This window comes from Streptomyces sp. NPDC089919, assembly GCF_040684615.1.
GTDB lineage: Bacteria > Actinomycetota > Actinomycetes > Streptomycetales > Streptomycetaceae > Streptomyces.
The window spans coordinates 39,488-65,708 of record NZ_JBFBGK010000007.1 but is presented as its reverse complement, the minus strand read 5'-3'; the positions used below and the strand labels follow the sequence as shown (position 1 = coordinate 65,708).

General features: G+C 72.8%; 25 protein-coding genes and 1 tRNA gene. 15 read left to right on the top strand and 11 right to left on the bottom strand.

The features are described 5' to 3' along the window. Positions 1 to 40: 40 nt before the first annotated feature. Together AB0O40_RS05260 and AB0O40_RS05255 are read right to left on the bottom strand one after the other, a co-directional pair. Positions 41 to 1,084, bottom strand: coding sequence for an NlpC/P60 family protein (locus AB0O40_RS05260; protein ID WP_365035806.1), 1,044 nt, complete (start codon positions 1,082 to 1,084; stop codon positions 41 to 43). Positions 1,085 to 1,191: 107 nt separating this feature from the next. Continuing rightward, entirely contained in the window at positions 1,192 to 1,998 is an 807-nt protein-coding gene (locus AB0O40_RS05255) for a class I SAM-dependent methyltransferase (RefSeq protein ID WP_365035804.1), read from the bottom strand. 292 nt (positions 1,999 to 2,290) lie between these two features. Between AB0O40_RS05255 and mshA the strand changes: the two genes are divergently transcribed. Both mshA and AB0O40_RS05245 read left to right on the top strand, forming a co-directional pair. Beyond that, positions 2,291 to 3,586, top strand: coding sequence for a D-inositol-3-phosphate glycosyltransferase (gene mshA, locus AB0O40_RS05250; protein ID WP_365035945.1), 1,296 nt, complete (start codon positions 2,291 to 2,293; stop codon positions 3,584 to 3,586). Then, positions 3,579 to 4,139 (top strand): YbjN domain-containing protein, encoded by a 561-nt coding sequence (locus tag AB0O40_RS05245; protein ID WP_365035802.1) that lies wholly within the window; start codon positions 3,579 to 3,581, stop codon positions 4,137 to 4,139. The genes mshA and AB0O40_RS05245 overlap by 8 nt, the downstream gene beginning before the upstream one ends. A 27-nt stretch (positions 4,140 to 4,166) precedes the next feature. On the opposite strand, the gene AB0O40_RS05240 is transcribed toward AB0O40_RS05245, so the two are convergent. Further along, on the bottom strand, positions 4,167 to 5,459 hold the full coding sequence (locus tag AB0O40_RS05240) for an MFS transporter (RefSeq protein WP_365035800.1): 1,293 nt from the start codon (positions 5,457 to 5,459) through the stop codon (positions 4,167 to 4,169). A gap of 175 nt (positions 5,460 to 5,634) precedes the next feature. Here AB0O40_RS05240 and AB0O40_RS05235 point away from each other — a divergent pair, with 175 nt between their 5' ends. Together AB0O40_RS05235 and AB0O40_RS05230 are read left to right on the top strand one after the other, a co-directional pair. Next, positions 5,635 to 6,393: a phosphoglyceromutase gene (locus AB0O40_RS05235; protein WP_365035798.1), complete on the top strand. Its 759-nt coding sequence runs from the start codon at positions 5,635 to 5,637 to the stop codon at positions 6,391 to 6,393. A 141-nt stretch (positions 6,394 to 6,534) separates the two neighbouring features. After that, positions 6,535 to 7,170 carry a hypothetical protein gene (locus AB0O40_RS05230; protein WP_365035796.1) on the top strand — a complete coding sequence of 212 codons (636 nt, stop codon included), beginning with the start codon at positions 6,535 to 6,537 and terminating at the stop codon, positions 7,168 to 7,170. A gap of 94 nt (positions 7,171 to 7,264) precedes the next feature. Here AB0O40_RS05230 and AB0O40_RS05225 read toward each other — a convergent pair whose 3' ends face one another. Beyond that, entirely contained in the window at positions 7,265 to 7,411 is a 147-nt protein-coding gene (locus AB0O40_RS05225) for a hypothetical protein (RefSeq protein WP_365035794.1), read from the bottom strand. A gap of 139 nt (positions 7,412 to 7,550) precedes the next feature. After that, a complete protein-coding gene (gene phoU / locus AB0O40_RS05220; protein WP_365035792.1) occupies positions 7,551 to 8,222 on the bottom strand; it encodes a phosphate signaling complex protein PhoU in 672 nt (223 codons plus the stop codon). 206 nt (positions 8,223 to 8,428) lie between these two features. Here phoU and AB0O40_RS05215 point away from each other — a divergent pair, with 206 nt between their 5' ends. Both AB0O40_RS05215 and AB0O40_RS05210 read left to right on the top strand, forming a co-directional pair. After that, positions 8,429 to 9,676, top strand: coding sequence for an ATP-binding protein (locus tag AB0O40_RS05215; RefSeq protein ID WP_365035790.1), 1,248 nt, complete (start codon positions 8,429 to 8,431; stop codon positions 9,674 to 9,676). Continuing rightward, on the top strand, positions 9,673 to 10,353 hold the full coding sequence (locus tag AB0O40_RS05210; protein ID WP_007265514.1) for a response regulator transcription factor: 681 nt from the start codon (positions 9,673 to 9,675) through the stop codon (positions 10,351 to 10,353). The genes AB0O40_RS05215 and AB0O40_RS05210 overlap by 4 nt, the downstream gene beginning before the upstream one ends. A 79-nt stretch (positions 10,354 to 10,432) precedes the next feature. Here the strand turns inward: AB0O40_RS05210 and AB0O40_RS05205 are convergent, their stop codons facing one another. After that, a complete protein-coding gene (locus tag AB0O40_RS05205; RefSeq protein ID WP_365035789.1) occupies positions 10,433 to 11,083 on the bottom strand; it encodes a DUF461 domain-containing protein in 651 nt (216 codons plus the stop codon). A gap of 698 nt (positions 11,084 to 11,781) precedes the next feature. On the opposite strand from AB0O40_RS05205, the gene AB0O40_RS05200 reads away from it, so the two are divergent. The 5 genes from AB0O40_RS05200 (at position 11,782) to rlmB (ending at position 16,494) form a co-directional block, all read left to right on the top strand. Next, positions 11,782 to 12,264: a CarD family transcriptional regulator gene (locus AB0O40_RS05200; RefSeq protein WP_003953493.1), complete on the top strand. Its 483-nt coding sequence runs from the start codon at positions 11,782 to 11,784 to the stop codon at positions 12,262 to 12,264. Between the two features lie 368 nt (positions 12,265 to 12,632). Beyond that, on the top strand, positions 12,633 to 13,397 hold the full coding sequence (gene ispD / locus AB0O40_RS05195) for a 2-C-methyl-D-erythritol 4-phosphate cytidylyltransferase (RefSeq protein ID WP_365035787.1): 765 nt from the start codon (positions 12,633 to 12,635) through the stop codon (positions 13,395 to 13,397). Continuing rightward, entirely contained in the window at positions 13,387 to 13,884 is a 498-nt protein-coding gene (gene ispF, locus AB0O40_RS05190; protein ID WP_365035785.1) for a 2-C-methyl-D-erythritol 2,4-cyclodiphosphate synthase, read from the top strand. The genes ispD and ispF overlap by 11 nt, the downstream gene beginning before the upstream one ends. A 157-nt stretch (positions 13,885 to 14,041) precedes the next feature. Next, entirely contained in the window at positions 14,042 to 15,439 is a 1,398-nt protein-coding gene (gene cysS, locus AB0O40_RS05185) for a cysteine--tRNA ligase (RefSeq protein WP_365035783.1), read from the top strand. A gap of 98 nt (positions 15,440 to 15,537) precedes the next feature. Then, positions 15,538 to 16,494, top strand: a complete 957-nt coding sequence (rlmB, locus tag AB0O40_RS05180) for a 23S rRNA (guanosine(2251)-2'-O)-methyltransferase RlmB (protein WP_365035781.1) — start codon at positions 15,538 to 15,540, stop codon at positions 16,492 to 16,494. Positions 16,495 to 16,559: 65 nt separating this feature from the next. On the opposite strand, the gene AB0O40_RS05175 is transcribed toward rlmB, so the two are convergent. Both AB0O40_RS05175 and AB0O40_RS05170 read right to left on the bottom strand, forming a co-directional pair. Beyond that, positions 16,560 to 17,207, bottom strand: a complete 648-nt coding sequence (locus AB0O40_RS05175; protein WP_365035780.1) for an NUDIX hydrolase — start codon at positions 17,205 to 17,207, stop codon at positions 16,560 to 16,562. A gap of 16 nt (positions 17,208 to 17,223) precedes the next feature. Then, a complete protein-coding gene (locus tag AB0O40_RS05170; protein ID WP_365035778.1) occupies positions 17,224 to 18,756 on the bottom strand; it encodes a hypothetical protein in 1,533 nt (510 codons plus the stop codon). Between the two features lie 174 nt (positions 18,757 to 18,930). Here AB0O40_RS05170 and AB0O40_RS05165 point away from each other — a divergent pair, with 174 nt between their 5' ends. Both AB0O40_RS05165 and AB0O40_RS05160 read left to right on the top strand, forming a co-directional pair. Further along, a complete protein-coding gene (locus AB0O40_RS05165; RefSeq protein ID WP_365035776.1) occupies positions 18,931 to 20,499 on the top strand; it encodes a DoxX family protein in 1,569 nt (522 codons plus the stop codon). 235 nt (positions 20,500 to 20,734) lie between these two features. Next, positions 20,735 to 21,568, top strand: coding sequence for a hypothetical protein (locus tag AB0O40_RS05160; RefSeq protein ID WP_365035774.1), 834 nt, complete (start codon positions 20,735 to 20,737; stop codon positions 21,566 to 21,568). Between the two features lie 98 nt (positions 21,569 to 21,666). Here the strand turns inward: AB0O40_RS05160 and AB0O40_RS05155 are convergent, their stop codons facing one another. The 3 genes from AB0O40_RS05155 to ugpC form a co-directional block, all read right to left on the bottom strand. Continuing rightward, positions 21,667 to 22,431, bottom strand: coding sequence for a nucleotidyltransferase family protein (locus tag AB0O40_RS05155; protein WP_365035772.1), 765 nt, complete (start codon positions 22,429 to 22,431; stop codon positions 21,667 to 21,669). A 43-nt stretch (positions 22,432 to 22,474) separates the two neighbouring features. Continuing rightward, positions 22,475 to 22,888, bottom strand: a complete 414-nt coding sequence (locus tag AB0O40_RS05150) for a hypothetical protein (protein ID WP_365035770.1) — start codon at positions 22,886 to 22,888, stop codon at positions 22,475 to 22,477. Between the two features lie 218 nt (positions 22,889 to 23,106). Further along, on the bottom strand, positions 23,107 to 24,195 hold the full coding sequence (gene ugpC / locus AB0O40_RS05145) for a sn-glycerol-3-phosphate ABC transporter ATP-binding protein UgpC (RefSeq protein WP_365035768.1): 1,089 nt from the start codon (positions 24,193 to 24,195) through the stop codon (positions 23,107 to 23,109). Positions 24,196 to 24,378: 183 nt separating this feature from the next. Here ugpC and AB0O40_RS05140 point away from each other — a divergent pair. Beyond that, a tRNA-Thr gene (locus tag AB0O40_RS05140) sits at positions 24,379 to 24,452 on the top strand. A 70-nt stretch (positions 24,453 to 24,522) separates the two neighbouring features. Next, the gene (locus tag AB0O40_RS05135; RefSeq protein ID WP_365035766.1) at positions 24,523 to 26,214 is read left to right on the top strand and encodes a VCBS repeat-containing protein; all 1,692 of its coding nucleotides are present in this window, start codon (positions 24,523 to 24,525) and stop codon (positions 26,212 to 26,214) included. Positions 26,215 to 26,221: the final 7 nt, after the last annotated feature.

Genomic DNA, 26,221 nt, shown 5'->3' with positions numbered 1-26,221 from the left:
ACCGGCCCTTCGCGGGGCCCCCGCGGCTCCTTCACACGGCTCAGGCGTCGGGGCGTACGACCGCCTTGATGGGCATCGAACCGGCGCCGGCGACGGTCACGAAGCGGCCCGGCCGGGGGGCGTGGATCATGGCGCCGTCGCCGATGTACATGGCGACGTGGCTGGCGTCGTCGAAGTAGATGATCAGGTCGCCGGGGCGCATCTGGTCGATCGGCACGTGCGGCAGCAGCCGCAGCTGCTCCTGCGAGGTGCGCGGGATCGGGTGGCCGGCGGCCAGCCAGGCCTGTGAGGTCAGTCCCGAGCAGTCGTAGCCGCGGGGGCCCTCGGCGCCCCAGATGTAGGGCTTGCCCATCTGCCGGGTGGCGTAGGCGATGGCGAGCTTGCCGGCCGCGGAGGCCTTGCTGTTGATGTCCTTGAGCGCACCGGACTTCAGCCAGCGGGTCTGCTTGCGGGAGGCGTCGTCCTGTTCGAGCTTGAGCAGCCGGGCCCGCTCCTCGGCGAGCAGGCGGTTCTCCAGCGCCTTGGCCGCCGCGATCTTGGACTCGATCTCCTTCTTCGCGGCGTCCTTCTTGATGCGGTTGGACTCCAGCGTCTGCCACCGGGAGCTGGCCTCCGCCGCGTACCGCTGCAAGTCGGCCTGGGTGGCGTTCAGTTCGCCGAGCACGCCCATGGTGGCCTTCTCGCCCTGCCGGAGCCGGTCGGCCCCGTCCAGGAACTGCTGCGGGTCGTTGCTCAGCGCCAGGGTGGCGCCCGGCGGCAGTCCGCCGCTGCGGTACTGCGCGCGGGCGGCGGCGCCGGCGCGGTTCTTGAGCTCGGTGATGCGGGCCTTGCCGGCGACGATCTGGTTGGCGAGGAAGACGATCCGGTCGGACTGCTTCTTCGCCTCCTCCTCCGCCAGGTTGTAGGCGTCGGTCGCGGTGGCGGCCTTGTGGTACAGGTCCTCTATCTGCTTGCGTACGTCCTCGAGGGAGGTCGCGCCGGGCGCGGGCTCGGGCGCCGGGACGGCATGGGCCAGTCCGGGCGCCGACAGGATGGCCATCGCGCAGATGAGTGTGAGTGCGCTGGCGCCGCGCCGTCGGTTCACAGTCCCCCCTTGGACTTCAAACTGATTTACCGTCAGTAACTTGTCGTCGCCATTCGGGATGGTGCCACGAGTCGGTGAATTCCGACACCCCCCGCCGAATGGACTCCCTATGAACCCACCGGTCTCAGTGCGTCCCAACGCACCGTCAGTTCCCCCTGCCGCCACCGCCGCGGGCCGTCGGCCAGCGGCCAGTCGGCGGCCAGCGAGCGCGCCGTCCTGATCCAGCGCTGGCGCGCGCCCAGCGAAGCGTACGGTGCCGCCGCCGCCCAGGCACGGTCGAAGTCCCGGAGGAAGGCGTGCACGGGCTCGCCCGGGACGTTCCGGTGGATCAGCGCCTTCGGCAGCCGCTCCGCCAGGTCCGAGGGGCGGTCCAGGGAGCCCAGGCGGGTGGCGAAGGTGACCGTGCGGGGGCCCTCCGGGCCGAGCGCGACCCAGACGTGCCGCCGCCCGATCTCGTCGCAGGTCCCCTCCACCAGGAGTCCGGCCGGGTCCAGCCGGCCGCACAGCCTGGCCCACACCTCGGCCACCTGCTCCTCGTCGTACTGGCGCAGCACGTTCGCCGCGCGGATCAGGGCCGGCCGGGCCGGCCCGTCCAGCGGTACCTCGAAGCCGCCGTGCCGGAAGACCAGGCCCTCGCGCTCGTACGGCTTGGCGCCCGCGACCCGGGCCGGTTCGATCTCGATGCCCACCACCCGCACCTTCGGCGCCGCGGTCCGCAGCCGGGCCAGCAGCTCGACGGCGGTCCAGGGGGCGGCCCCGTACCCGAGGTCCACGGCCACCGGGTCCTCGGCGCGGCGCAGCGCGGCGCCGTGCTCGGCGGCGATCCAGCGGTCCATCCGGCGCAGCCGGTTCGGATTGGTGGTCCCGCGCGTGACCGTGCCCACGGGGCGGTTCGGGGGAGTGGTGCGGGCCATGGAACGAGGGTAAGCGCAGGCGGGGGGCGTGCTGCGCGGTCGGGGCGGGCCGGTTCCGCCCGTGCCGGTTCCGTCCACTCGGCCTGCCGGGGCGATAAAAGTTCTGCAAAGTGGAAATGCACCGGCCGCCCGGCGGGTTGCACCCTCCGAGGGCAGCAGGACCGCCCTCCTTCCGTCGTGCCCATGGGCACGCCCCGAGCGAGAGGACCGCCACGTGAGTCAGTACGTGTCCCGGTTCCGCGGCCGGCTCGCCCCGGACCGCTCGGCCCTCGGGGCCGCCGCCCCGCCCCGGCTGCGCCTGCCGGTGGGCCACCACCGCAAGCCGCGCCGGGTGGCCATGCTCAGCGTCCACACCTCCCCGCTGCACCAGCCCGGCACCGGCGACGCCGGCGGGATGAACGTCTACATCGTCGAGCTGGCCCGCCGGCTGGCCGCGATCAACATCGAGGTCGAGATCTTCACCCGCGCCACCGAGGGCGGCCTGCCGCCCGTCGTGGAGCTGGCGCCCGGGGTGCTGGTCCGGCACGTCGACGCGGGACCGTACGAAGGCCTCAAGAAGGAGGAGCTGCCGGCGCAGCTCTGCGCCTTCACGCACGGCGTCATGCAGGCCTGGGCCGGCCACCGGCCCGGCTACTACGACCTGGTCCACTCCCACTACTGGCTCTCCGGGCACGTCGGCTGGCTGGCCGCCGAGCGCTGGGGCGTCCCGCTGGTGCACGCCATGCACACCATGGCGAAGGTCAAGAACGCCGCGCTGGCCGAGGGCGACACCCCCGAGCCGGCCGCCCGGGTCATCGGCGAGACCCAGATCGTCGCCGCCGCCGACCGGCTCATCGCCAACACCACCGAAGAGGCCGACGAGCTGGTCCGGCACTACGACGCCGAGCCCGGCAAGGTCGCCGTGGTCCATCCCGGCGTCAATCTGGAGCGCTTCACCGTCGGCGACGGCCGCGCCGCGGCCCGGGCCCGCCTGGGCCTGCCGCAGGACGCGCTGATCCCGCTCTTCGCCGGCCGCATACAGCCCCTCAAGGCCCCGGACATCCTGCTGCGCGCGGTGGCCGAGCTGGTCGACCGGGACCCGGCGATGCGCCGCCACCTCCTCGTACCGGTGGTCGGCGGGCCCAGCGGCAGCGGGCTGGCCAAGCCCGAGGGGCTGCAGAAGCTCGCCGCCAGGCTCGGCATCGCCGACCTGGTGCGCTTCCACCCGCCGGTCGCGCAGGACCAGCTGGCCGACTGGTTCCGGGCCGCGTCCGTGCTGGTCATGCCCTCGTACAGCGAGTCCTTCGGGCTGGTGGCGATCGAGGCCCAGGCCACCGGCACCCCGGTGCTGGCCGCGGCCGTCGGCGGCCTGCCGGTCGCGGTCGACGACGGCGCCACCGGCTTCCTGGTCCCCGGCCACGACCCGGTGGACTACGCCGAGCGGCTGCGACGGTTCGCCGACGACCCGTCGCTGGTGGACCGGATGGGCCGGGAGGCCGCCCGGCACGCCCAGTTCTTCGGCTGGGACACCGCGGCGAGCGGCACGGCCGACGTGTACACCGCGGCGATGCACGACCACCGCCGTCGCGTACGCTCCCTCCATGGCTGACAGGGCTGACAGGGCTGACAGGGCGGACGGCGCGGGCACGGCGGGCGGGACCGGCGCGGGCGCCGGCGCGGAGATCGCGGCGATCGTGGAGGGCACCCTGGACGGTGCCGAGCTCTCCTGGGAGTCCCCCGAGCCCGGGTCGTACGTCGTCACCCTGCCCGGCACGCGCAAGCTCTCGACCACCTGCTCACTGCGGATCGGCCGGCACTCCCTGTCGGTGAACGCCTTCGTGATCCGGCACCCGGACGAGAACGAAGCCGGCGTCCACCGCTGGCTGCTGGAGCGCAACCTCAAGCTGTACGGCGTCGGGTACGCCGTCGACCGGCTCGGGGACGTCTACCTGACGGGCCGTCTCCCGCTGGCCGTGGTCACCCCCGAGGAGCTGGACCGCATCCTCGGGGCCGTCCTGGAGGGCGCCGACGGCGCCTTCAACACCCTCCTGGAGCTGGGCTTCGCCTCCTCGATCCGCAAGGAGTACGCCTGGCGCGTCTCCCGCGGCGAGCCCACCCGCAACCTCGACGCCTTCAAGCACCTGACCCAGCCGTCGTCCTGACGGGCTGCCTGGAGGCAGCTTGAGGGGCTACGCCCCCTGGGCGGCCGGCTCGGCGGCGGGTTCCGCTGCCGCCTTCGGCGCGGCCGGTCCGGCCGCGGCCACGACGCCTTCGTCGGTCCCGGTCAGCCCCCGCATCAGCAGCCAGTAGCCGGCGGCGGCCACGGTCCCGATGGCGGCGGACAGTGCCCACAGCCACTGCGCCCCGTACGCGTCGATCACGAGGCCCGCGACCAGCGGCGCCACCAGCGAGGCCACCGCCCAGGACAGCGTGTACATGCCCTGGTAGCGGCCCCGGCCGTGCACCGGCGAGAGCCGGACCACCAGGTTCGCCTGGGTCGGCGAGTTGACCATCTCCGCCAGCGTCCAGACCAGGACCGACAGCGCGTACATCGCCAGCGAGCCCGCGAAGGCCGTGAGCCCGAAGCCGTACCCGGCCAGCAGCGCGGAGATCACCAGCAGCCGCTGCGGGTCGCGGTGTTCGATGAAGCGGGTGAGGGGGATCTGGAGGGCCACGATCAGCAGGCCGTTGACCGCGGAGACCAGGCCGTAGTCGGTGGGCGAGAAGCCGTCCGCGCCCATCGCGATCGGCAGTCCGACGAAGCCCTGGCTGAAGACGAGCGAGATGAGGAAGGACAGGCCGACCACGCCCATGAAGCGGCCGTCGCGCAGGACCGTGCCCATGCTGACCGCGGGCTCCGCGTCCGACACCGGACCGTCCGCCACCACGGGCCGGGACTCGGGCAGCTTCAGGTACACCACGACCGCGCAGACCATCGTCATCACGGCCTCGCCGAGGAAGCCGGCCAGGTAGCTGTACTGGGCCACGAAGCCCGCCACCACCGCGGAGACCGCGAAGCCCATGTTGATGGCCCAGTAGTTGAGGGCGAAGGCCCGCACCCGGTCCTCGGGCGGCACGATGTCGGCCATCATCGCCTGCACCGCCGGGCGCGAGGCGTTGGAGGTCATGCCGACCAGCATCGCGACGACCGCGATCGCCGCCGGGTGCTCCATGAAGCCGAGCAGGGCGACCGACACGGCCGTCGACAGCTGCGAGAACAACAGGGTCGGGCGCCGGCCCAGCCGGTCCGTCAGCACGCCCGCCACGATCGAGGAGATCACCCCGCCGAGCCCGTGCAAAGCGGCCACAAGTCCCGCGAAGGAGGCCGAATAGCCCCGCTCCAGGGTCAGGTACAAAGCCATGAATGTGGCGACGAAGCCCCCGAGCCGGTTGACGAGGGTGCTCGTCCACAGCCACCAGAAGGCGCTGGGCATGCCGGAGACGCTGTCTCGGACGGATGTTCGCAGAGCGGCGGCTCGCATCGGGGTCCCCCTGGCGTTGTAAGTGGTGCAGCAGCGCTCGGGACGTTACGGACAGTGGGGGCTCCAGCGCCACTCGATTGACGCTCCACGTCAATCGGCGGGGGTCCCGGGACGGTCCCGACCGGCCCTCGGACGGCGCGCGCGACGGCCCGGGGCGTCCATTAGGCTCGTACGCATGGCCGACGCACCGTACAAGCTGATCCTGCTCCGCCACGGCGAGAGCGAGTGGAACGCGAAGAACCTGTTCACCGGCTGGGTGGACGTCAATCTCAACGAGAAGGGCGAGAAGGAGGCGGTCCGCGGCGGTGAGCTGCTCAAGGACGCCGGCCTGCTCCCCGACGTCGTGCACACCTCGCTCCAGAAGCGCGCGATCCGCACCGCGCAGCTGGCGCTGGAGTCCGCCGACCGCCACTGGATCCCGGTCCACCGCTCCTGGCGCCTGAACGAACGCCACTACGGCGCGCTCCAGGGCAAGGACAAGGCGCAGACCCTCGCGGAGTTCGGCGAGGAGCAGTTCATGCTCTGGCGCCGCTCGTACGACACCCCGCCGCCGGCCCTCGAGGACGGCACGGAGTTCTCGCAGTCCGAGGACCCGCGCTACGCGGCCATCCCGCCGGAGCTGCGCCCGAAGACCGAGTGCCTGAAGGACGTCGTCGTCCGCATGCTGCCGTACTGGTACGACGGCATCGTCCCGGACCTGCTCGCCGGCCGCACCGTCCTGGTCGCCGCGCACGGCAACTCCCTGCGCGCGCTGGTCAAGCACCTCGACGGCATCTCCGACGCCGACATCGCGGGCCTGAACATCCCCACCGGCATCCCGCTCGCCTACGAGCTCGACGCCGACTTCAAGCCCCTCACCCCCGGCGGCACCTACCTCGACCCGGCCGCCGCCGCAGCCGCCATCGAGGCCGTCAAGAACCAGGGCAAGAAGTAAGCACCTCGCCCCAAGGGCCCCTCACCTGCCGGATTCCGGCGGGGGTGAGGGGCCCTTCGCCGTTTCGGGCGGGTGATGGCCGGATCCTGTGCGAGGGGCTGCGGGGGACGGCCGGGAGGGTTACAGTCGCCCGCTTCGGGGGTGGAGATGGACCGTGCGGCGCGGCGATGGGTTCTGACGTGGAATCCGGGGGAGTGGCAGGGGCGTGCGGAGTGGCCCCGGGCGAAGCTGTGGACGGTCCGGGTCGGAGCGACGCTGGCGGGGGGCGTCCTGACCGGGCTGGCGGCGTGGTTCGCCGCCGGGCTGTGGGGCACGGCCGCGACGAGCGTGGGGCTGACCGGCCGGGACGGCCGGTTCGTCGTGCACTCCTGCCAGGAGTACAACGGTGGCAGGGGTGGCAAGACGACCATGTGCCGGGGGAGTTTCACGTCCGCGGACGGCCGGATGGTGGTGCCGGGGAGCCTTCAATGGCCGGCTGGTGCCGGCAAGGCCGAAGAAGGCGCGGGGTTGGACGTGCGCCGGACTCCCGCGGGTGTGCTGGTTCCCCACGGGGCAGTGGAGGCCATCTGGGACGTCGTGCTGGCCGCCGCAGTGTCGGTGGGGGCCGGGGTGCTGGGGCTCGCGACCGTGTTCGTGCCGCGCCGGGCCGGCTTCCGGGAGCGGGGTGTGCCCACCCCGGGCTCCGAGGTGCCGGCGGCGCGCAGGCCCCGGCCTCCCGCCTACGGCTATCGCAAGCGGGGCCGGGACAGCCGTCGGAGGTCAGGCCGCCGGGGCTGACCCTTGGTACGGGAGTACGGCAGACGTCATCACGGCCGGCCGGACATGCGGAGGGCCCCGCCCGGGTAGGGCGGGGCCCGGTCTGCCGGGGCGGTCAGCCGCCGCATTGGCAGGGGGCGCCGGACTGGCAGCCGCAGCCGCAGCCCGAGCCGCAGCCGCAGGCCCCGAGGAGGGGCAGGCGGAGCGGCTCGACGGGCTGCTGGTCCTGCTCGGGGGTGATGGGGACGGGGGAATCGGCCATGGTTCCTCCTTGATGGCGTACGCGCGTACTGCCGTGCCCCATTCATGCCCAGTGGTGAGGGCGCGTCAACGGCGCATTGGGGCAGCGGGCGGGAACCCCCCGCCGGCCGCCCCCCTGCGCCGCGGACGCCCCGGCCGGGTCAGGAGGTCTCGATCGGGCTCTGCAGCTCGTCCGCGTGCTCGCCGGTCACGAGGTAGACCACGCGCTTGGCGACCGAGACCGCGTGGTCGGCGAAGCGCTCGTAGTAGCGGCCCAGCAGGGTCACGTCCACGGCGGTCTCGATGCCGTGCTTCCAGCGGTCGTCCATCAGGTGCTGGAAGAGCGTGCGGTGCAGCTGGTCCATCTCGTCGTCGTCCGTCTCCAGCTGGAGCGCGAGGTCGACGTCCTTGGTGATGATCACCTCTGCGGCCTTCGCCATCAGGCGCTGGGCCAGCTGGCCCATCTCCAGGATGGTGGCGTGCAGGTCCCGCGGCACCGCGGTGTCCGGGAAGCGCAGCCGCGCCAGCTTGGCGACGTGCTGCGCCAGGTCGCCCGAGCGCTCCAGGTCGGCGCTCATCCGCAGGGAGGTCACGACGATGCGCAGGTCGGTGGCGACCGGCTGCTGGCGGGCCAGCAGCGCGATGGCCCGGGCCTCCAGGTCGTGCTGCAGGTCGTCGACCTTCTGGTCGGCCGCGATCACGCTCTCGGCGAGCTTCAGGTCGGCGTCGAGCATGGCCGTGGTGGCCCGCCCGATGGCGGAACCGACGAGCCGGGCCATTTCGACCAGGCTGTCCCCGATCGAGTCCAGTTCCTCGTGGTACGCGTCCCGCATGGGTGTCCCTCTCTTCGTCACTGCCGGGGGTCGGGGTGCATTCCGGTCGCTCTGACCCCACGCTCCCACGGTGCGCGCCGGACGCGTCGGACTCCGGCACCACAAGTGAATCAACACGGTCGTCACGGTGAACTCTGGGCGACGACTGTTCGAGGTGCCACCCGAACGGCTGTGGAACTGTCGTCGCGGCTGCTTAACCTGGACACATGGACGTGAACGCGGCGGTCGCCGCAGCGGCAGCGATCGCCGGGTTGTGCACCGGCGTGATCGCCATGCTGGCGTTCCGCTGGAGCGAGCGCGACCAGGCCCGCCCCACCCGGAGCTCCATGCGCCCCGACATCAATGCGGTCCTGCCGCCCGGCGTGGACACCGTGCTCTCCGTACTCCGCTCCTCCGCGGTGGTACTGGACGAGGGCGACAGCGTGGTCAAGGCCAGCTCGGCCGCCTACGCACTCGGTCTGGTGCGCGGTGGCAAGCTGGCCGTGGAACCGATGCTGCACATGGCCCGGGACACCCGCCGGGACGGCGAGATACGGCAGGTCGAGCTGGACCTGCCGCGCCGCGGCACCGGTCGCGGCGAGGCCCTGGCGGTCTCGGCCCGGGTCGCCCCGCTGGGCTCCCGCCTGGTGCTGCTGCTGGTCGAGGACCTGACCGAGGCCCGCCGCATCGAGGCGGTCCGCCGCGACTTCGTGGCCAACGTCTCCCACGAGCTGAAGACGCCCGTGGGCGCCCTCTCGCTGCTCTCGGAAGCCGTCATGGACGCCTCCGACGACCCCGAGGCGGTCACCCGCTTCGCCGGCCGCATGCAGATCGAGGCCACCCGCCTGACCAACCTCGTGCAGGAGCTCATCGACCTCTCCCGGGTCCAGTACGACGAGGCCCTGGAGGACGCCGAGCCCGTCCGCGTGGACACCCTGGTCGCCGAGGCCATCGACCGCTGCCGGCACACGGCCAGCGCCAAGCAGATCACCATGGCCGCCGGCGGCACCGCCGACCTGCGGGTCTGGGGTCACCGCGGCCAGCTCGCGGCGGCCCTCGGTAACCTCGTGGAGAACGCCGTCAACTACTCCCCGGCCCGCACCCGGGTCGGCATAGCCGGCCGCCGGGTGTCCGCACCCGGCGGGGACCTGATCGAGATCGCCGTCACCGACCAGGGCATCGGCATCCCCGAGAAGGACCGCGAGCGCGTCTTCGAGCGCTTCTACCGGGTGGACCCGGCCCGCTCCCGTGCCACCGGAGGCACCGGCCTGGGCCTTGCGATCGTCAAGCACGTGGCCGCGTCGCACGGCGGCGAGGTCACGGTGTGGAGCGCCGAGGGCCAGGGCTCCACCTTCACCCTGCGTCTTCCGGAGGCGGCCGCCGAAGCCAAGCGGCCCGCCCCCGGCCCGGTCACCGCCACCCGGACCCAGCTCGACCAAGAAACAGCCATCCCTGCCCCGGAGGTCCTTCCGTGACCCGAGTGCTCGTCGTCGAGGATGAGGAATCCTTCAGCGACGCCCTGTCCTACATGCTCCGCAAGGAGGGCTTCGAGGTCGCCATCGCCGCGACCGGGCCCGACGGCCTGGACGAGTTCGAGCGCAACGGCGCCGACCTGGTCCTGCTCGACCTGATGCTGCCGGGCCTGCCCGGCACCGAGGTCTGCCGGCAGCTGCGCGGCCGCTCCAACGTGCCCGTGATCATGGTGACCGCCAAGGACAGCGAGATCGACAAGGTCGTCGGGCTGGAGATAGGAGCCGATGACTACGTCACCAAGCCCTTCTCCTCGCGGGAGCTGGTCGCCCGCATCCGCGCGGTACTGCGCCGCCGCGGCGAGCCGGAGGAGGTCACCCCGGCCGCGCTGGAGGCCGGCCCGGTGCGCATGGACGTCGACCGCCACGTGGTCACCGTCGCGGGCGCCAAGGTCGACCTGCCGCTGAAGGAGTTCGACCTCCTGGAGATGCTGCTGCGCAACGCCGGCCGCGTGCTCACCCGCATGCAGCTGATCGACCGGGTCTGGGGCGCCGACTACGTGGGCGACACCAAGACCCTGGACGTCCACGTGAAGCGCCTGCGCGCCAAGATCGAGCCGGACCCGGGCGCGCCGCGCTACCTGGTCACGGTCCGCGGCCTGGGCTACAAGTTCGAGCCGTAGGCCGACCCGGCCTTCCGGACGCAGAGATGAGGAAGGGCCCCACCCGCTCGGGTGGGGCCCTTCCTCATGTACTGCGGTGTCAGTGGCCGGCGCTGTGCGAGGCGCCGCCCGACGGGGTGCCGGAGGGCTTGGTCGCACCGTGGCTCGCGGCGCCCGACGGCGTGCCGGACGGGGTACCCGAGGGGGTGCCCGACGGGGTGGCGCCGGCGGCCGGGGCCTCGGAGGGGCCGAACTTGCCGAAGTAGCCGGTGGCCGGGACCACGAAGGCGCCCAGCTCGACCGCGCCGGTCTTGCTGAACTCGAAGACGACCTTCTGCTGGTTGCCGTCCTTGACGGACTCGCGGCCGTTCTCGATGACGGCGGTGGCGTTGCCCTTGCCGCCCAGGATCACGGAGCCGCCGGCCGGCACGGTGATCTTCCCGGAGCCCTCGGCGGCCGTCAGCTTCACGGTGCCGGTGCCGCCCGGGAGGGTGACGGACTCGAGGGTCTGCGCCTCGATGCCGGAGTTGAAGAGGGTCGCCGAGACCACGGCCGGACCCTTGGCCTCGCGCTCGGGCTGGGTGATGACCAGGGCGTTCTGCACCTTGATCTCGCCCTTGGAGACCGCGGCGTTGTCCGGCTTGATTTCGAGCGTCTGTGCGTCGTTGCCGGCGGCGCAGGCCGCGAGCGAGGCGATCGAGGACACGATGGCGGCGGCGGCAAGGGCGCCGCGTCGAAGGCTGCGGCTCACGGCGGCGGCATCTCCTTGGACGAAGGACGGACGAGGCGGAACGGGGGCTCTGCCTGGACAGGTAAAGCCGCCCTAAGGGTGTGTCAGCGGGCTTAGGTTACCGAGCCGCCACCCGGGGTCCGCACCCGACCCTCCGCGCGGCGCCGCCCGAGCCGCCCGCGGCCCCGCCCCGGGCTCCGCCGCGCGGGGGCGTCCGTATTCGCGCCCGGGCGTGGGGGCGTTCACAAATCGCGCACATATCCGCGTTGATCAGCGCGTTGATCGAGTGCGCGGATGACGGGCCGGCGAACGCCGGTGATCAATTCCGTCGGGGTGTCGCCTATTCCGCGTCACTGCCACTTCACGAGCCCTTCGCGATCGCCTTCCCGGCCCATCCGGCGGGCGTTGTCGTGATCAATTCGGGATTGGCCCGGGACGGGGGCCCGCCAGTCGAACGGAGTAGTTCGGTTTCACGGCTTCGAACCCGGCAAAACGGGACGTACATCACGTCGTGGCGGTCCCCCGGCGGGTGTAACGTGGTCGTTTCGCCTCGTGCGCACAGCCGCTCCGACCTGCGAATACCCCCCTCCCGGGGCCCCTCCCAGCATGTTCCGGTTGCTGTTGTCAAGCCCCGAGATGCGCCCTGACCTGCGGAAACGCCATTCAGAACAGCTCATTCTCGTGTTACCCTTGATAGCCACGGAAGGGGTACCTGTCACATGACGTTCAAGGTTGGCGACACCGTGGTCTATCCCCATCACGGGGCCGCGCTGATCGAGGCCATCGAAACTCGCCAGATCAAAGGCGTGGACAAGACCTACTTGGTGCTCAAGGTCGCCCAGGGCGACCTGACGGTTCGTGTGCCTGCGGACAATGCGGAGTTCGTCGGCGTTCGCGATGTGGTCGGCCAGGACGGGCTGGACCGGGTCTTCGAGGTGCTGCGCGCGCCGTACGCCGAGGAGCCCACCAACTGGTCCCGCCGCTACAAGGCAAACCTGGAGAAGCTCGCCTCCGGCGATGTGATCAAGGTCGCCGAAGTGGTCCGGGACCTGTGGCGCCGCGAGCGTGAGCGCGGGCTGTCGGCGGGAGAGAAGCGCATGCTCGCCAAGGCTCGCCAGATCCTGGTCAGCGAGCTGGCTCTCGCTGAGAACACCAACGAGGACAAGGCCGAGGCTCTGCTCGACGAGGTCCTCGCGTCCTGACGCACGTCCAGACGCAACAGTTGTGCCGCGGTGCCCGATGACAGGACTCCTGTCGCCGGGCGCTGCGGCATGTCTGTATCCGGACACAGGTCCGGACCCTGTCCGTCCGGACACCCGTCCCGACACCGGTCCGGACCTGGACGCCGCCGTCCGGGCGCACCCGGACCGTCCCGCCCGGGCGTACCCGGACCTCGTGTATCCGGACGTCGCCGTCCGGTGTGCCGTGCCGGGCTCGGGCAGCCGACTCCGACCGGTCGTCACGGAAGGGGCCCCGGTCAGGGCGTCGCGCCCGGCACCTTCAGGCCATACCCACGTCGGCCGAGGACACAAACCTGGCCGCTTCACCGATGTCATGCCCGGAGCCATTGATGTCTGACGAAACCCGCACCGCGGGTACCGCGCGCCCCGCGCGCACCGCCGCGGTGATCCCCGCGGCCGGCCGGGGCGTCCGCCTGGGGGCCGGCGTCCCCAAGGCGCTGCGCACCCTGGGCGGCACCCCGATGCTGATCCACGCCGTACGGGCGATGGCGCGCTCCCGGGCCGTCTCCGTGGTCGTGGTGGTCGCCCCGCCCGACGGCGCGGACGGCGTCCGGAACCTCCTCGCCGAGCACGCGCTCCCCGAGAAGACCGAGATCCTGGTCGTGCCCGGCGGCGAGACCCGGCAGGAGTCCGTCCGGCTGGGCCTGGCGGCGCTGCCCGGGGACGTCACCGACGTCCTGGTGCACGACGCGGCCCGTCCGCTGGTCCCGGTCGACACCGTGGAGGCGGTGGTGGACGCGGTCCGCGCGGGCGCCCCCGCGGTGGTGCCGGCCCTCCCGGTGACCGACACGGTCAAGGAGGTCGAGCCGCGCCCGGCGGGCCAGCCCGAGCCCGTGGTGGCCACCCCCGAGCGGGCCCGGCTGCGCGCGGTGCAGACCCCGCAGGGCTTCGACCTGGAGACCCTGCTGCGCGCCCACGAGGAGACCGCCGTCGACGGCGAGGGCGCCACCGACGACGCCGGCATGGTGGAAGCCCTCGGCGTGACCGTGCTCCTCGTACCCGGCCACGAAGAGGCCTTCAAGGTGACCCGTCCCCTGGACCTCGTCCTCGCCGAGGCCGTACTCGCCCGCAGGAGGGCCACCGATGCCTACTGAGCAGACCCCGCTGATCCCCCTCGTCGGCATCGGCACCGACGTGCACGCCTTCGAGCGCGGCCGGGAGCTGTGGTGCGCCGGGCTGCTGTGGGAGGGCGAGGAGTACGGCCTGGCCGGCCACTCCGACGGCGACGTGGCCGCCCACGCGGCCTGCGACGCGCTCTTCTCCGCTGCGGGCGTCGGGGACCTCGGCGCCCACTTCGGCACCTCCCGGCCCGAGTGGTCCGGCGCCTCCGGCGTCACCCTGCTGGCCGAGGCGGCCCGGATCGTCCGTGCCGAGGGCTTCGCCATCGGCAATGTCGCGGTGCAGGTCATCGGCGTCCGCCCGAAGGTCGGCAAGCGCCGCGAGGAGGCCCAGAAGGCCCTCTCCGCCGCGGTCGGCGCGCCGGTGTCGGTCTCGGGGACGACCACCGACGGGCTGGGGCTGACCGGCCGGGCCGAAGGGCTCGCCGCCATCGCCACCGCGCTGGTCTACCGGCAGGGCTGAGGCCCCGGCGGTTGCGGCCTCCGGGCGGTGCCCCGGCCCGGACCGGAAGCGGATTCCTGGCCCCCGCCGGAGCGCCGGACGCATTCCGGCAACAAAGCCGCCCCGCGCCCCCGAAAGGGTCGCGGGGCACTGCCGCCGGACCACTACCCTGGTTGCCGTGACTATTCGCCTGTACGACACCAGCGCCCGGCAGATCCGCGACTTCACCCCGCTCGTGCCGGGCTGCGTGTCGATCTACCTCTGTGGCGCCACCGTCCAGGCGCCGCCGCACATCGGGCACGTCCGCTCGTACCTGAACTTCGACATGCTGCGGCGCTGGTTCACGTACCGCGGCTACGACGTGACCTTCATCCGGAACGTCACCGACATCGACGACAAGATCATCCGGAAGGCGGCCGAACAGGGCCGCCCCTGGTGGTCCATCGGCTACGAGAACGAGCGCGCGTTCAACGACGGCTACCACGCCCTCGGTTGCCTGCCGCCCACCTACGAGCCCCGCGCCACCGGGCACATCACCGAGATGATCGAGATGATGCGCGGCCTGATCGAGCGCGGTCACGCGTACGAGGCGGACGGCAGCGTCTACTTCGACGTGCGCTCCTTCCCCGAGTACCTGGCCCTGTCCAACCAGGAGCTCGACAAGCTCCAGCAGCCCAGCGAAGAGGGCATCACCGGCAAGCGCGACCCCCGCGACTTCGCCATGTGGAAGGCCAGCAAGCCCGGCGAGCCCGACTGGGAGACGCCCTGGGGCCGGGGCCGCCCGGGCTGGCACCTCGAGTGCTCCGCGATGGCGCACAAGTACCTCGGCGAGGCCTTCGACATCCACGGCGGCGGGCTGGACCTGATCTTCCCGCACCACGAGAACGAGATCGCCCAGGCCAAGGCCTTCGGCGACGCCTTCGCCTCGTACTGGCTGCACAACGCCTGGGTGACCCTGTCCGGCGAGAAGATGTCCAAGTCGCTGGGCAACTCCGTGCTGGTCGGGGAGATGGTGCAGCGCTGGCGGCCGATCGTGCTCCGCTACTACCTCGGCACCCCGCACTACCGTTCGATGATCGAGTACAGCGAAGAGGCACTGCGCGAGGCCGAGTCCGCCTTCGCCCGCATCGAGGGCTTCTGCCAGCGCGTGGTCGAGAAGGCCGGCCCGGTCGAGCCGGCCACCGAGGTCCCGCCGGCCTTCGCCGAGGCGATGGACGACGACCTGGGCGTCCCGCAGGCCCTGGCGATCGTCCACACCACCGTCCGGCAGGGCAACAGCGCCCTGGCGGCGGACGACAAGGACGGCGCCGTCGCCCGGCTGGCCGAGGTCCGCGCGATGCTCGGCGTGCTGGGGCTGGACCCGCTCGACGCGCAGTGGGCCGGCGAGGGCGACCGGGGCGAGGAACTGCACGGCGCGGTCGACACGCTCGTCCGTCTGGTCCTGGAGCAGCGCGAGTCCGCCCGGGCCCGCAAGGACTGGGCCACCGCCGACGCCATCCGGGACCAGCTGGGCCAGTCCGGCCTGGTCATCGAGGACGGCCCCAGCGGTCCGCGCTGGTCCCTCGGACCCCGCTGACCCGCCCCGCGGCCGGGTCTCACAGGTGCCGCCCGGGCCTCCGGGCGGCACACTCTTCATACGTACATATCGCAGCACCAACGAAACAGGTAGAGGTCATGGCCGGGAACAGCCAGCGCAGGAACCGCCGCACGTCCAACAAGAAGGGCGCCACGGTCGGCAGCGGTGGCCAGCGGCGCAAGGGCCTGGAGGGCAAGGGCCCCACGCCCAAGGCGGAGGACCGCAAGGGCCACAAGGCCTACCGCGTCTCCAACGCCATGGCCCGGCAGGCCGCCAAGCGTCGCCCGGCCCCCCGCCGGGGCGGCCCCAAGGGCACCAGCGAGATGGTCGTCGGCCGCAACCCGGTCTTCGAGGCCCTGCGTGACGGCGTGCCCGCCACGACCCTCTACGTCCAGCAGTTCATCGACAACGACGAGCGGGTCCGCGAGGCCCTGGCGCTGGCGCAGGCGCGCGGCAACATCAACCTGATGGAGGCGCCGCGCCCCGAGCTCGACCGCATGACCAACGGGCTCAACCACCAGGGCCTGGTCCTCCAGGTCCCGCCGTACGAGTACGCCCACCCGGAGGACCTGACCGCCGAGGCCTACGACGCCGGGCAGGACCCGCTGATCGTGGCCCTCGACGGGGTCACCGACCCGCGCAACCTGGGCGCCATCGTCCGCTCCGTCTCCGCCTTCGGCGGCCACGGCGTGGTCATCCCCGAGCGCCGGGCGGCCGGTATGACCGCCGGTGCGTGGAAGACCTCGGCGGGCACCGCGGCGCGTACGCCGGTGGCCCGGGTGACCAACCTGACCCGCGCCCTCCAGGACTACAAGAAGGCCGGCATCACCGTCGTCGGCCTCGCGGCCGAGGGCACCCACGAGGTCCAGGACCTCGAAGCGCTCGGCGGCCCGGTGGTCATCGTGGTCGGCTCCGAGGGCAAGGGCCTGGGCCGCCTCGTCGGCGAGACCTGCGACTTCCTGGTCCGCATCCCGATGCCCGGCGGCGCCGAGTCCCTCAACGCCGGCGTAGCCGCCGGCGTCGTCCTCTACGAGGCGGCCCGCAAGCGCGGCTGACCACGTCCGGATGTGCCCGAGGGCCTGCTCGCCGTACCGGGAGCAGGCCCTCGGGCGTGTCCTGGTCAGGACGTGCCGGCGGCCTCCGGCAGCCCGGCGAGCCGCGCGCGGTAGAGGGTGACGAGCGTGTAGCCGTCGGTCAGCTCCCCGGTCGCGGCCATCGCCTCGGCCTCGGCGAAGGACACCGGCCGCGCCGAGCGGATGCCTTCGGCCCTCTCCAGTGCGCCGATCCCGTCGATCACGGCCGCGAACAGCCTCACCCGGTCGGCCGTCATGCCGGTGTCCGGGTGCACGTCCCCGAGCGGGGTCAGCGACAGGATCCCGGCGCCGATCTCCTCGCCCAGCTCCTTGGCCGCGTTGGCGTCGTCCGCCAGCCCGGCGGTGCCCATGCCGCGCGGGATCTCCCAGTGCCAGGACCGGGTGGCGTGCCGGAAGTGCTCGATCAGCACCAGCCGGCCGTCCGGCAGCAGCGGCAGCACGACGCAGCCCGGCTCCCTCGTCGCGCCGACGGCGCGCAGGTACGTGCCCTCGTAGCCGCCGGGGAAGCGCACCGGGTCCCGGAGCAGCAACAGGAACTGGTCCTCCCACAGCACCCCGCCCGCGGCGGCCACCGCGTCGGGGTCGGTCAGGATCTCGATCCCGTCGGGTTCGTTGTGGAAGAGCTCGGGCCGCTCGGTCCGCAGCTGTTCGTAGCGTTCGACACCTCTGGTCATGCCTTCCCCCTCTGGCTCATGACGTCCCTTCTGGCTGCTGGTCGGCCTGTCGTGGTGCGACGGGCCCGGGCCGGCGCTCCTCGATCCGCCCGCCCGCGCCCCGGTACGTCCCGAGGATGGCCTCCCAGTCCCGCCTGAGACTGCCCAGCCGCATGGTCGGCAATGTCAGGCTGTGGCCGAGACCTCCGCGCCGCCGCACCAGCGGGCCCCGGGCGCCCTTCTCCCGGAACTCCAGCCGCATGGTCAGCGGACCGGCGACGGCGAGCACGGTCTCCAGCCCCGCCGTCACCAGTTCGGCGCCCTCGCCGGAGGTGATCCGCAGGGCGATGCCCGCCGACTCCAGCACGAGCGTGCTGGTGATCTCGCGGGCGAAGCCCGTGCCCGTGCCGCTGGTCTTGCGGGCCGCCTTGAGCATCCGCGCGTGCCGGCGCGCCACCTCGGAGGTACCGGCCGCGAACTCCTCGGGAGAGGGCAGCCGGCCGTCCCGGAAGCCACCGCGCAGGAACGAGTCCAGCGTGTCGACGTACCCCCGCCACTCCTCCTCCCGGCGCAGCCGCACGATGTCGGCCAGGGAGAGCTCCGCGTACGAGTTGGGGCCGTCCACCGCGCGGTGCAGCGCGTCGGCGAAGACGTCCCGCAGCAGCCGGCCCAGTGCCACCGGGTCCTCGGCGCGCGGCCGGGAGTCCTCCCGCAGCTCCTGGAGCGTCGAACGCGGCGGCGAGCCGGGCGGGGTGAGCGGGATGACGCCGCCCGCGAGCGGCACGCCGAGGTTGTAGGCCAGGTCGACGAGCTGCTTGGTGGCGGCCACGTGCGGGCCTTCGCGCAGCAGGTTCTGGTACGGCTCGGTGCCCGGGCGGGTCAGGAACTCGGTGTAGACGGCGTTCCGGGTGATGGCGCTCCGGCGCTGGCCGGCCGCCCACACCGCCAGGTCGGTCAGGACGCCGTCCTGCATGGCGGCCGCCTGCTCCTTGGAGATGCCGAGGTCCTTGGCGAGTTGGTCTTCGCGCAGGTGCTTCAGGCCACCGAGCGTGGTGGCGAAGAAGGTCCCGATGTTCTCGGCGACGGTGAGGTTGGCCGCGTCGTCCCAGTCGAAGCGGACCAGGCCCGGGTCGGAGTCGTCCGTCACGAGCCGGGACCAGGCGCGGTGCACCGACGGGTCGTACCCCCAGGTGAAGTCGGCGGCCGCGGCACGCTCGGTGAACAGGTACGGGACCAACGCCCGGCTGTCCAGCAGCCGGATGAGGGCGCCGCGCTCGACCGGGTCGGCGTCCGGCAGGTAGTTCGCGTACAGCGCCTCGTTGTTGAGGAAGAACGCGCGGTTGACGATCAGGGTCCCGCTGTTGACGAGGGCCCGCCGCAGCTCGGCGGCGGCGGTGGCCACCGCCTCGGTCGTCGGGCCCGCCGCCGCCTCCGGGCGCTGGCGGGTGGCGGTGAGGTCGGCGGGCAGCCACTGGTTGTCCAGTGCCTGGGCCATCACCGGGTAGTCGGTCAGGTCGGAGAAGTGGAGTTCGTTGCCCCGACGGGGCGGGTTCTGGGTAGGACTGGTCATCGTCGGCCCCCCTGGCAGATGACGTGAGCCACACCAACTTGCACGATTCTCACACCGGTTGACTACCTCCAGGGGAACGCTGGTTCCCCAGAGGGAGGGATGGCCGGATCTTGACGGGGCATGGACACATCCGCGGTGTCAAGGCAGTGTCCTAAACACCCGTCACTCGGTTAGATGAGCGTGGACACCAGAACGCCAGGGTTCGACGAACAGCCCGCGCTGAGCATGGTCAAGGTGCCGTGCGACCCCGCGCAGGTCATCGTCAACCACGCCAGCTTCCGCGTGCAGCTCGCTCCGAAGGCGCGGCCCAAGGCCGCCGGTCCGGCCAGGATGCCCGTACTCGGCGGGGCCGGGGCGGCGGGAGGGGCGCGGCGGCGGGCGCCCGTGGTGTGGAGCGGCAAGGCGGGGGCCGGCGACTCCGCGGCCACCGGCGGGCTGCTGCAGGCCGTGCGCGAGGCGGGGTACGCCCGGGACGCCGGCGCCACCCAGGTCATCCCGCGGGTGGACCTCCTCGACGACACCGTCCCGACGCAGCCGGTCATCGGCCAGCAGCGCGGCCACTGCGACGACGACACGCAGCTGCTGACCCCGGTCGGCGACGGGTACGGCGGCTACGACTCCGGCTACGGCCCCGGGTACGGGGCCGCCGACCCGGACCTCAGCCCCGCCGCGGCCGCCGAGATCGCCGCCGCCCGCCGCCAGGGCGCCGACCCGGCGCTGCGGCAGGGGTACTACCCGGGCCGCCGGATGAACCTCGGCGTCGTGCTGCTCCCGCTGCGCGTCTTCCTCGGTTTCATCTCCATCTACGCCGGCATGGGCAAGCTCTGCGACCCCGTCTACTTCGACGGCGGCGAGCGCGGCTCGATGGTCACCTGGCTGCACACGCTGCACCCCTGGGCGCTGGCCGAGCCGCTGCGGGACTTCGCGCTGGCGCACCCGGTGGGCGCCGGCCTGAGCGTGGCCTTCCTCCAGGTGATCGTCGGCGTCCTGACGGTCTTCGGCCTGTGGCAGCGGTTCGCCGCCTGCTTCGGGGCGCTGCTGTCGGCGGCCCTGCTGATGACGGTCAGCTGGCGGACCGTCCCGGCGTACGACGCGCCGGACATCATCTACCTCGCCGCCTGGAGCCCGCTGATCATCGCCGGGGCCCCGGTCTACTCCCTGGACGGGCGGCTGGCCGGCGAGGCCTGGCGGACCCTCGGGCCGCGCTCCGCGCTGTGGGAGCTGCGCCGCCGGGTGCTGCGCCGCGGCGCCCTGATGGCCACGATCGTGGTCGGGGTGACCCTGCTGCTCGGTTCGCTGCTCGGCGGGGCGGTCCGGTCCACCACCGTGGTGACGGTCCCCGGCCCGGACGACGCGCCCAGCAACTACCTGCCGGGCTCGCCGCTGCCGACGGAGCCGAAGAAGGCCCACCGGACCGGTACGAAGACGGCCAGGACCGCGGAGCCGTCGGCCGAGGCCTCCAAGGCCCCGAAGTCCTCCCGGACGCAGCCCGGGAAGGTCCGGGAGAGCGCCACCACCGGCGCCGAGTCGCCGACCGCCACCCAGGGCGCGGGGCGCGACGGTACGGCCACCAAGCCGCGGCGGTCCACGACCCGGCCGCCGGCCACCTCCTCCGGCCCGACCTCCTCCGGCGGCACCGGCGGCAGCACCGGCGGTTCGGGCGGCGGCAGCCAGGAGCCGTCCAAGCCGGGCGGCAGCACCGGCGGCGGGAACGGCGGCCTGCTGGGCGGCGTCCTGGGCTGAGCCCGGGCCGGCGGTACGACGCCGGCGGCAGGACGCAGGAAGGACACGGCAGGGCCCGGCGCGCACCCCGCGCGCCGGGCCCTGCCGCGCTCCCCGGGCTCGCGCCCCCGCTCCGCCCCGACCGGGTGAGGGCGGAGCGATTCTGCTCGGGGCGGCGGGAGTACGGCCGTGGCGGGCGGCGCGGGCTCGGCTATCCAGGAGGCGCCCGTACCCCCGAACCTCCGGAAGGTGCCGCATGCGCCCCACCCGCCCCCTCCTGACGGCCGCCGCCGCGCTCCTCGCCCTGTGCGGCAGCACCGCCGCGGCCCAGGGACGACAACCCGCCCCGCATCCCGGCCCCGGCGCCGCGCGGGCCGCCGAATCCCTCACCTACGTCACCGGAGCCCCGGTGGACGTCCCGTGGGAGATCCGGGTGCTGCGCACCGCCAAGGCCACCTGCCCGGCCGGTCAGACGCCCACCGGGGGCGGGATGACCACCTCCCCCAAGTGGTTCAGGTTCACCATCTCCAGCTCCTACGCGAGCGGCCGGGACTGGATCGTCACGGGCAACAACGAGGACACCCTGAACTCGGGGACGATCTCGGCCACCGTGGTCTGCTCCCCGAACGCCCACCACCAGGTCTTCGGCAGCCCCGTCACGGTCCAGACCCTCGAGGTCGCGTACCTGCACCAGCGCTGTCCGGCCGGCGAGGTGCCCACCGGCGGCGGTGGGCGGGGGCAGTCGCAGGGCATGGTCCTGCAGAACTCGCTCCAGAACCTGAACGCGTGGGAGGCCGCGTACCTCAACGACACCGGGGCGCCGAGGACCGGGGAGCCGTTCGTGGTCTGCTCGGCGGCGCCCCACCACCTCGTCCCCGGGCGGTCGGGCCCGGTGACCAAGTGGGGCGGCACCGGCACCTCCTGGGTGCAGTGCCCGCCGGGGCAGCAGGTCACCGGCGGCGGTGGCGCCGGTCCGGGGACCGTGCTGGTGCAGTCCACCTTCGAGAACAACGGCTGGCGGGTCACCAGCATGAACCAGACGAACGACCAGCAGCAGGTCGCCGCGTTCGCGGTGTGCACGGGCAGCTGACGGGCCCCGCGGCAGCGCGCCCCGCCGACCGGTCGGGTCGGCGGGGCGCAGCCGTGGGGAGGGGGCGGGTGCGTGCGGGCACGGCCCCGGGAAGGGGCTCAGGCGCCGCGCTGGGCGGCCAGTTCCTTCGCGGCCTCGGTGAGGTCCTTGGCGGTGTCGATCGCCCGCCAGTAGGCCCCCTGCGGCAACGGGAAGCCCGCCAGGCGGCGTTCGCGCGCCAGCCGGGGGAAGGTGCTGCGCTCGTGGTCGCCGAGGTCCGGCAGCAGCTCGGCGAACTCCGCGGAGAACACGTACACGCCCGCGTTGATCAGGTAGGGCGAGGGCGGGGACTCGATGAAGTCGAGGACGTGGCCGAACTCGTTGGTCTCCACCGCGCCCCACGGGATGCGCGGGCGGGCCAGCGCGAGGGTGGCGGTGGCGGCCCGCTCCTCGTGGAAGGCGGCCATCTCGCGCAGCGAGAAGCGGGTCCAGATGTCGCCGTTGGTGGCGTACCAGGGACGGTCCGGGTGCGGCAGGTGCGCGGCGGCGTACTTGAGGCCGCCGCCGCGGCCCAGCGGCTCGGTCTCGACGACGGTGGTCACGCGCAGCGGGAGGTCCGCCTTGGCGAGCCAGTCCTGGAGCACCTCGGCGAGGTGCCCGCAGGAGACCACGGCGTCGGTGACGCCCTCGGCGGCCAGCCAGGCCAGCTGGTGGCCGATGATCGGCACGCCGGTGCCGGGGATCTCGACCATGGGCTTCGGCCGGTCGTCGGTGTACGGACGCAGCCGCGATCCCTGTCCGCCGGCCAGGACGACTGCCTGGGTCGGGGCGGCGGGGAACGCGGCCGCGGGGTCTGCTGCGGTGGCTGAGGGGTCTGCCGTCATGCCCCGCAGCCTATGCGGGGCGTCCGGACGGGTGGGACCGGGCTCAGCCGAAGGAGGCGACGCCGGAGGCGAAGGAGGTGTCGCACACCGGGCGGGCGTACGTCTGCGCCTTGGTGGGCCCGTAGATGCCGACGGCCGCCCGGCCCAGCGCGCGGGCGATGCCGCCGCAGTAGGCCGCCAGCGAGGGCCGGCGGTCCACCTCCTTCTGGAGGTGGGTCAGGACGGCTCCCGGGTCCTTGGTCTCCTGGAGCTCCCCGAGCAGGCGGTCGCGCAACACGTCCTGCGGGGCGCGGGACTTGGCCTGGACGGAGACGTCCTCGGAGGAGGCCGTGAGGACCTGGGAGGGGGAATTGTCCGCCCAGGGGACCATGGTGACCGCGAGGGTCCCGGAGAGGACCAGGACGACGGGCAGGACCAGGGCGAGGGATCGGCCGATACGGCGGGCAGTGTGGGTCACGAGGGCGAGAGTAGCGCTCGGTGAAGATTTGGCGACATTTAGTCACCCTGTCGGGGGATGGTTCGACGGCGTCTTTCGAATGGGGTGTTGACGCACGGGGATCGAAACCGCCCGGTGTGGCGGGGTATTTGTCAGACAAGAGCAGCCGGCCCGGGCCCCCGGGAACGGCCGGAGGGGCGGCCCCGTGCCGGGGCCGCCCCTCCTGTCGCGTGTCCGGGTCAGTCGGACAGGCGCGCACCGGTGGAGGTGGAGAAGACGTGCGTCTCGCCGCCGCGCGGGACCACGCGGACGGTGGCGCCCTTCTCGGGCACCTGGCGGCCGTTCACGCGGACCACGAGCTCCTTCTCGGAGCCGCCGACCTGCGCGCTGCCGTAGACGTAGCCGTCGGCACCCAGCTCCTCGACGACGTTGACGGTGACGGCCAGGCCGCCCTCCTCGACGAGGTCGAAGTGCTCGGGGCGGATGCCGACCGTGACGGTCTTGTCGCCCTTGTCCGCGGCGGCCGAGACCGCCTCGCGGGAGACCGGCACCACGGCGTCGCCGAACTTCACGCCGCCGTCGGCGATGGGCACCTCGACGAGGTTCATCGCGGGGGAGCCGATGAAGCCGGCGACGAAGAGGTTCGCCGGCCGGTCGTACATGTTGCGCGGGGTGTCGACCTGCTGGAGCAGGCCGTCCTTGAGCACGGCCACCCGGTCGCCCATGGTCATGGCCTCGACCTGGTCGTGGGTGACGTACACGGTGGTGATGCCCAGGCGGCGCTGGAGGCCCGCGATCTGGGTGCGGGTGGAGACGCGGAGCTTGGCGTCCAGGTTCGACAGCGGCTCGTCCATGAGGAAGACCTGCGGCTGGCGGACGATGGCACGGCCCATGGCCACGCGCTGGCGCTGGCCGCCGGAGAGGGCCTTGGGCTTCCGGTCGAGGTAGGGCTCGAGGTCGAGGATCTTCGCGGCCTCCTCCACCTTCTTGCGGATGGTGGCCTTGTCGACGCCGGCGATCTTGAGGGCGAAGCCCATGTTGTCGGCGACGGACATGTGCGGGTACAGCGCGTAGTTCTGGAACACCATCGCGATGTCCCGGTCCTTGGGCGGCAGGTGCGTGACGTCCTTGTCGCCGATGCGGATCGCACCGCCGTTGACGTCCTCCAGGCCCGCGAGCATGCGCAGGGAGGTGGACTTGCCGCAGCCGGAGGGGCCGACGAGGACGAGGAACTCGCCGTGCTCGATCTCGAGCTCGAGGGCGTCGACGGCGGGCTTGTCGGCTCCGGGGTAGAGCCGGGTCGCGCGGTCGAAAGTGACGGAAGCCATGGTGATGCGTCCCTTCACCGGCAGGAACGTGCCGGACGATCCGAGTAAAGGAAGGATGGGTCTAGTCCACTGTGCGGACTTTCCGGTGACGCTACCCCGGCGGCGGCCCGTCTGTCAGCCCTCCCGGGCCCGTGATATTCCTGACGACCTCCCCGCGCGACCTGGGTACACTGCACGGGACGTGCCGCCTTAGCTCAGTCGGCTAGAGCGCTTGACTTGTAATCTTGAGGTCGTCGGTTCGATTCCGACAGGCGGCTCTTTCAGGAAGGCCCCCGCCCTGGTGGCGGGGGCCTTCCGTCATGAACAGCACCATGTGGGGGGACGGAAATGCGCAGGATGACGGCCGTGGGCGGCGCGGTGGCGCTGCTGCTGGCGGGGGCCGGGGCGGCGGTGGCCGACTCCGATCCGACGTTCGCCTTCGACGGTGTGCGGAACTACTCCGTGATGCCCGGCGAGGGCTGGGCCGAGCTGCAGCCCAGCTCCGTCAGCGGTAGCGGGTCGGGCGGCGACGGCACCTTCGTCTACGCGGTCAGCAGGAAGCCGCTGACCGACGCGGCCTGGACCGCGGGCGGCGCGCCCGCCGGCCTCAAGGCCGAGGCCAACGGCTGCACCGCCAAGGCCGGGGTCGCCGGGGTCTACCTGTGCGACTACAAGGACTGGAACCTCTTCGGCCCGAAGCTGGTGCCCGCCGCCTCGGCCGCGCACGGCACCACCGCCTACTACGGCGTGGTGTACGTCCCGCGCGGCGAGAGCGTCGCGACCGGCATCAAGCAGGCCCAGACGGCCGCCGCCCGCCCCGAGGACGGGAGGCACGCGGCCCGCACGGTGACGGTGAAGTCGGCCGCCCACGTCGCGCAGAACAAGCTGGCGCTGACGACCCCGGGCGTGAGCGCCGGTTCCTCGGTGCAGCACACCGTCACGCTGCACGCCGTGGACGCCGGTGAGCTCCAGGTCTTCTTCGAACCGGCCCCCGGCTACCGCGCCTGGGACCAGGGCGAGCTCAAGGGCGGTGTCACGGCCGTCTCCTCGACCGGCGCCCCCGCCCCGGCCTGCGACCACTCCACCGGCGAGCCGTACGGCGCCACCGCGCGCTGCACGGTCACGGCCCCGGGCGACTACACGCTGACCTACACCTGGGCCTCGGAGGCCGCCGCGCCCGCCTGGAAGCTGACGGCCACCGCGAAGTACCAGGTGTACCAGTGGGACACCGGCAACCCGCAGGCCACCTCGGCCTTCGCGGTGCGCAGCGACGTCCCGGTCGTCCAGCGGTACAAGCTCTTCGCCCGGACCGCCACCGGCGACGTCGTCGGGTACGACGGGCGCGCCAAGGGCGAGTTCTTCGACAACCTGCTCGGCGGCACCTTCGACTGGAACCGCTACACCGCCCTCACCACCCTCGCCCCGGTCACCGTGCAGGGCACCGGCCAGGGCGCGGTGGGCCGGGACAGGGCGGGCGTGCTCTGGTACCACCGCAGCACCACCTCCGGCGCGGTGTTCCGGTCCCGGCTCAAGGTCGGCGGCGGCTGGAACGTGTACGACACCCTCGTCGGAACCTCGGACCTGACCGGTGACGGGAAGGCTGACCTGGTCGCCCGCGACACGAGCGGCGTGCTGTGGCTGTACCGGGCCACGGGCACCTCGAGCGCGCCCTTCGCCCCGCGCACCAAGGTGGGCACCGGCTGGCAGCAGTACGGCGCCCTGGCCCGCGGCAACGACCTGACCGGGGACGGGAAGGCCGACCTGCTCGCCCGCGACAAGACGGGCGTGCTGTGGCTGCACCCCGGTACCGGCAAGGCGGCGGCGCCGTTCGCCCCGCGGGTGAAGGTCGGCGGGGGCTGGAACGCGTTCAACGCGCTGGTCGGCTTCGGCGACCTGAACGGTGACGGGAAGGCCGACCTGCTGGCCCGCGACGCGGCCGGGGTGCTCTCGCTCTACAAGGGCACCGGCCAGGCGGCGGCGCCGTTCGCGCCCCGGGTCAAGGCCGCGACCGGCTTCAAGCAGTACAACCTGCTCTTCTAGCGGGGAG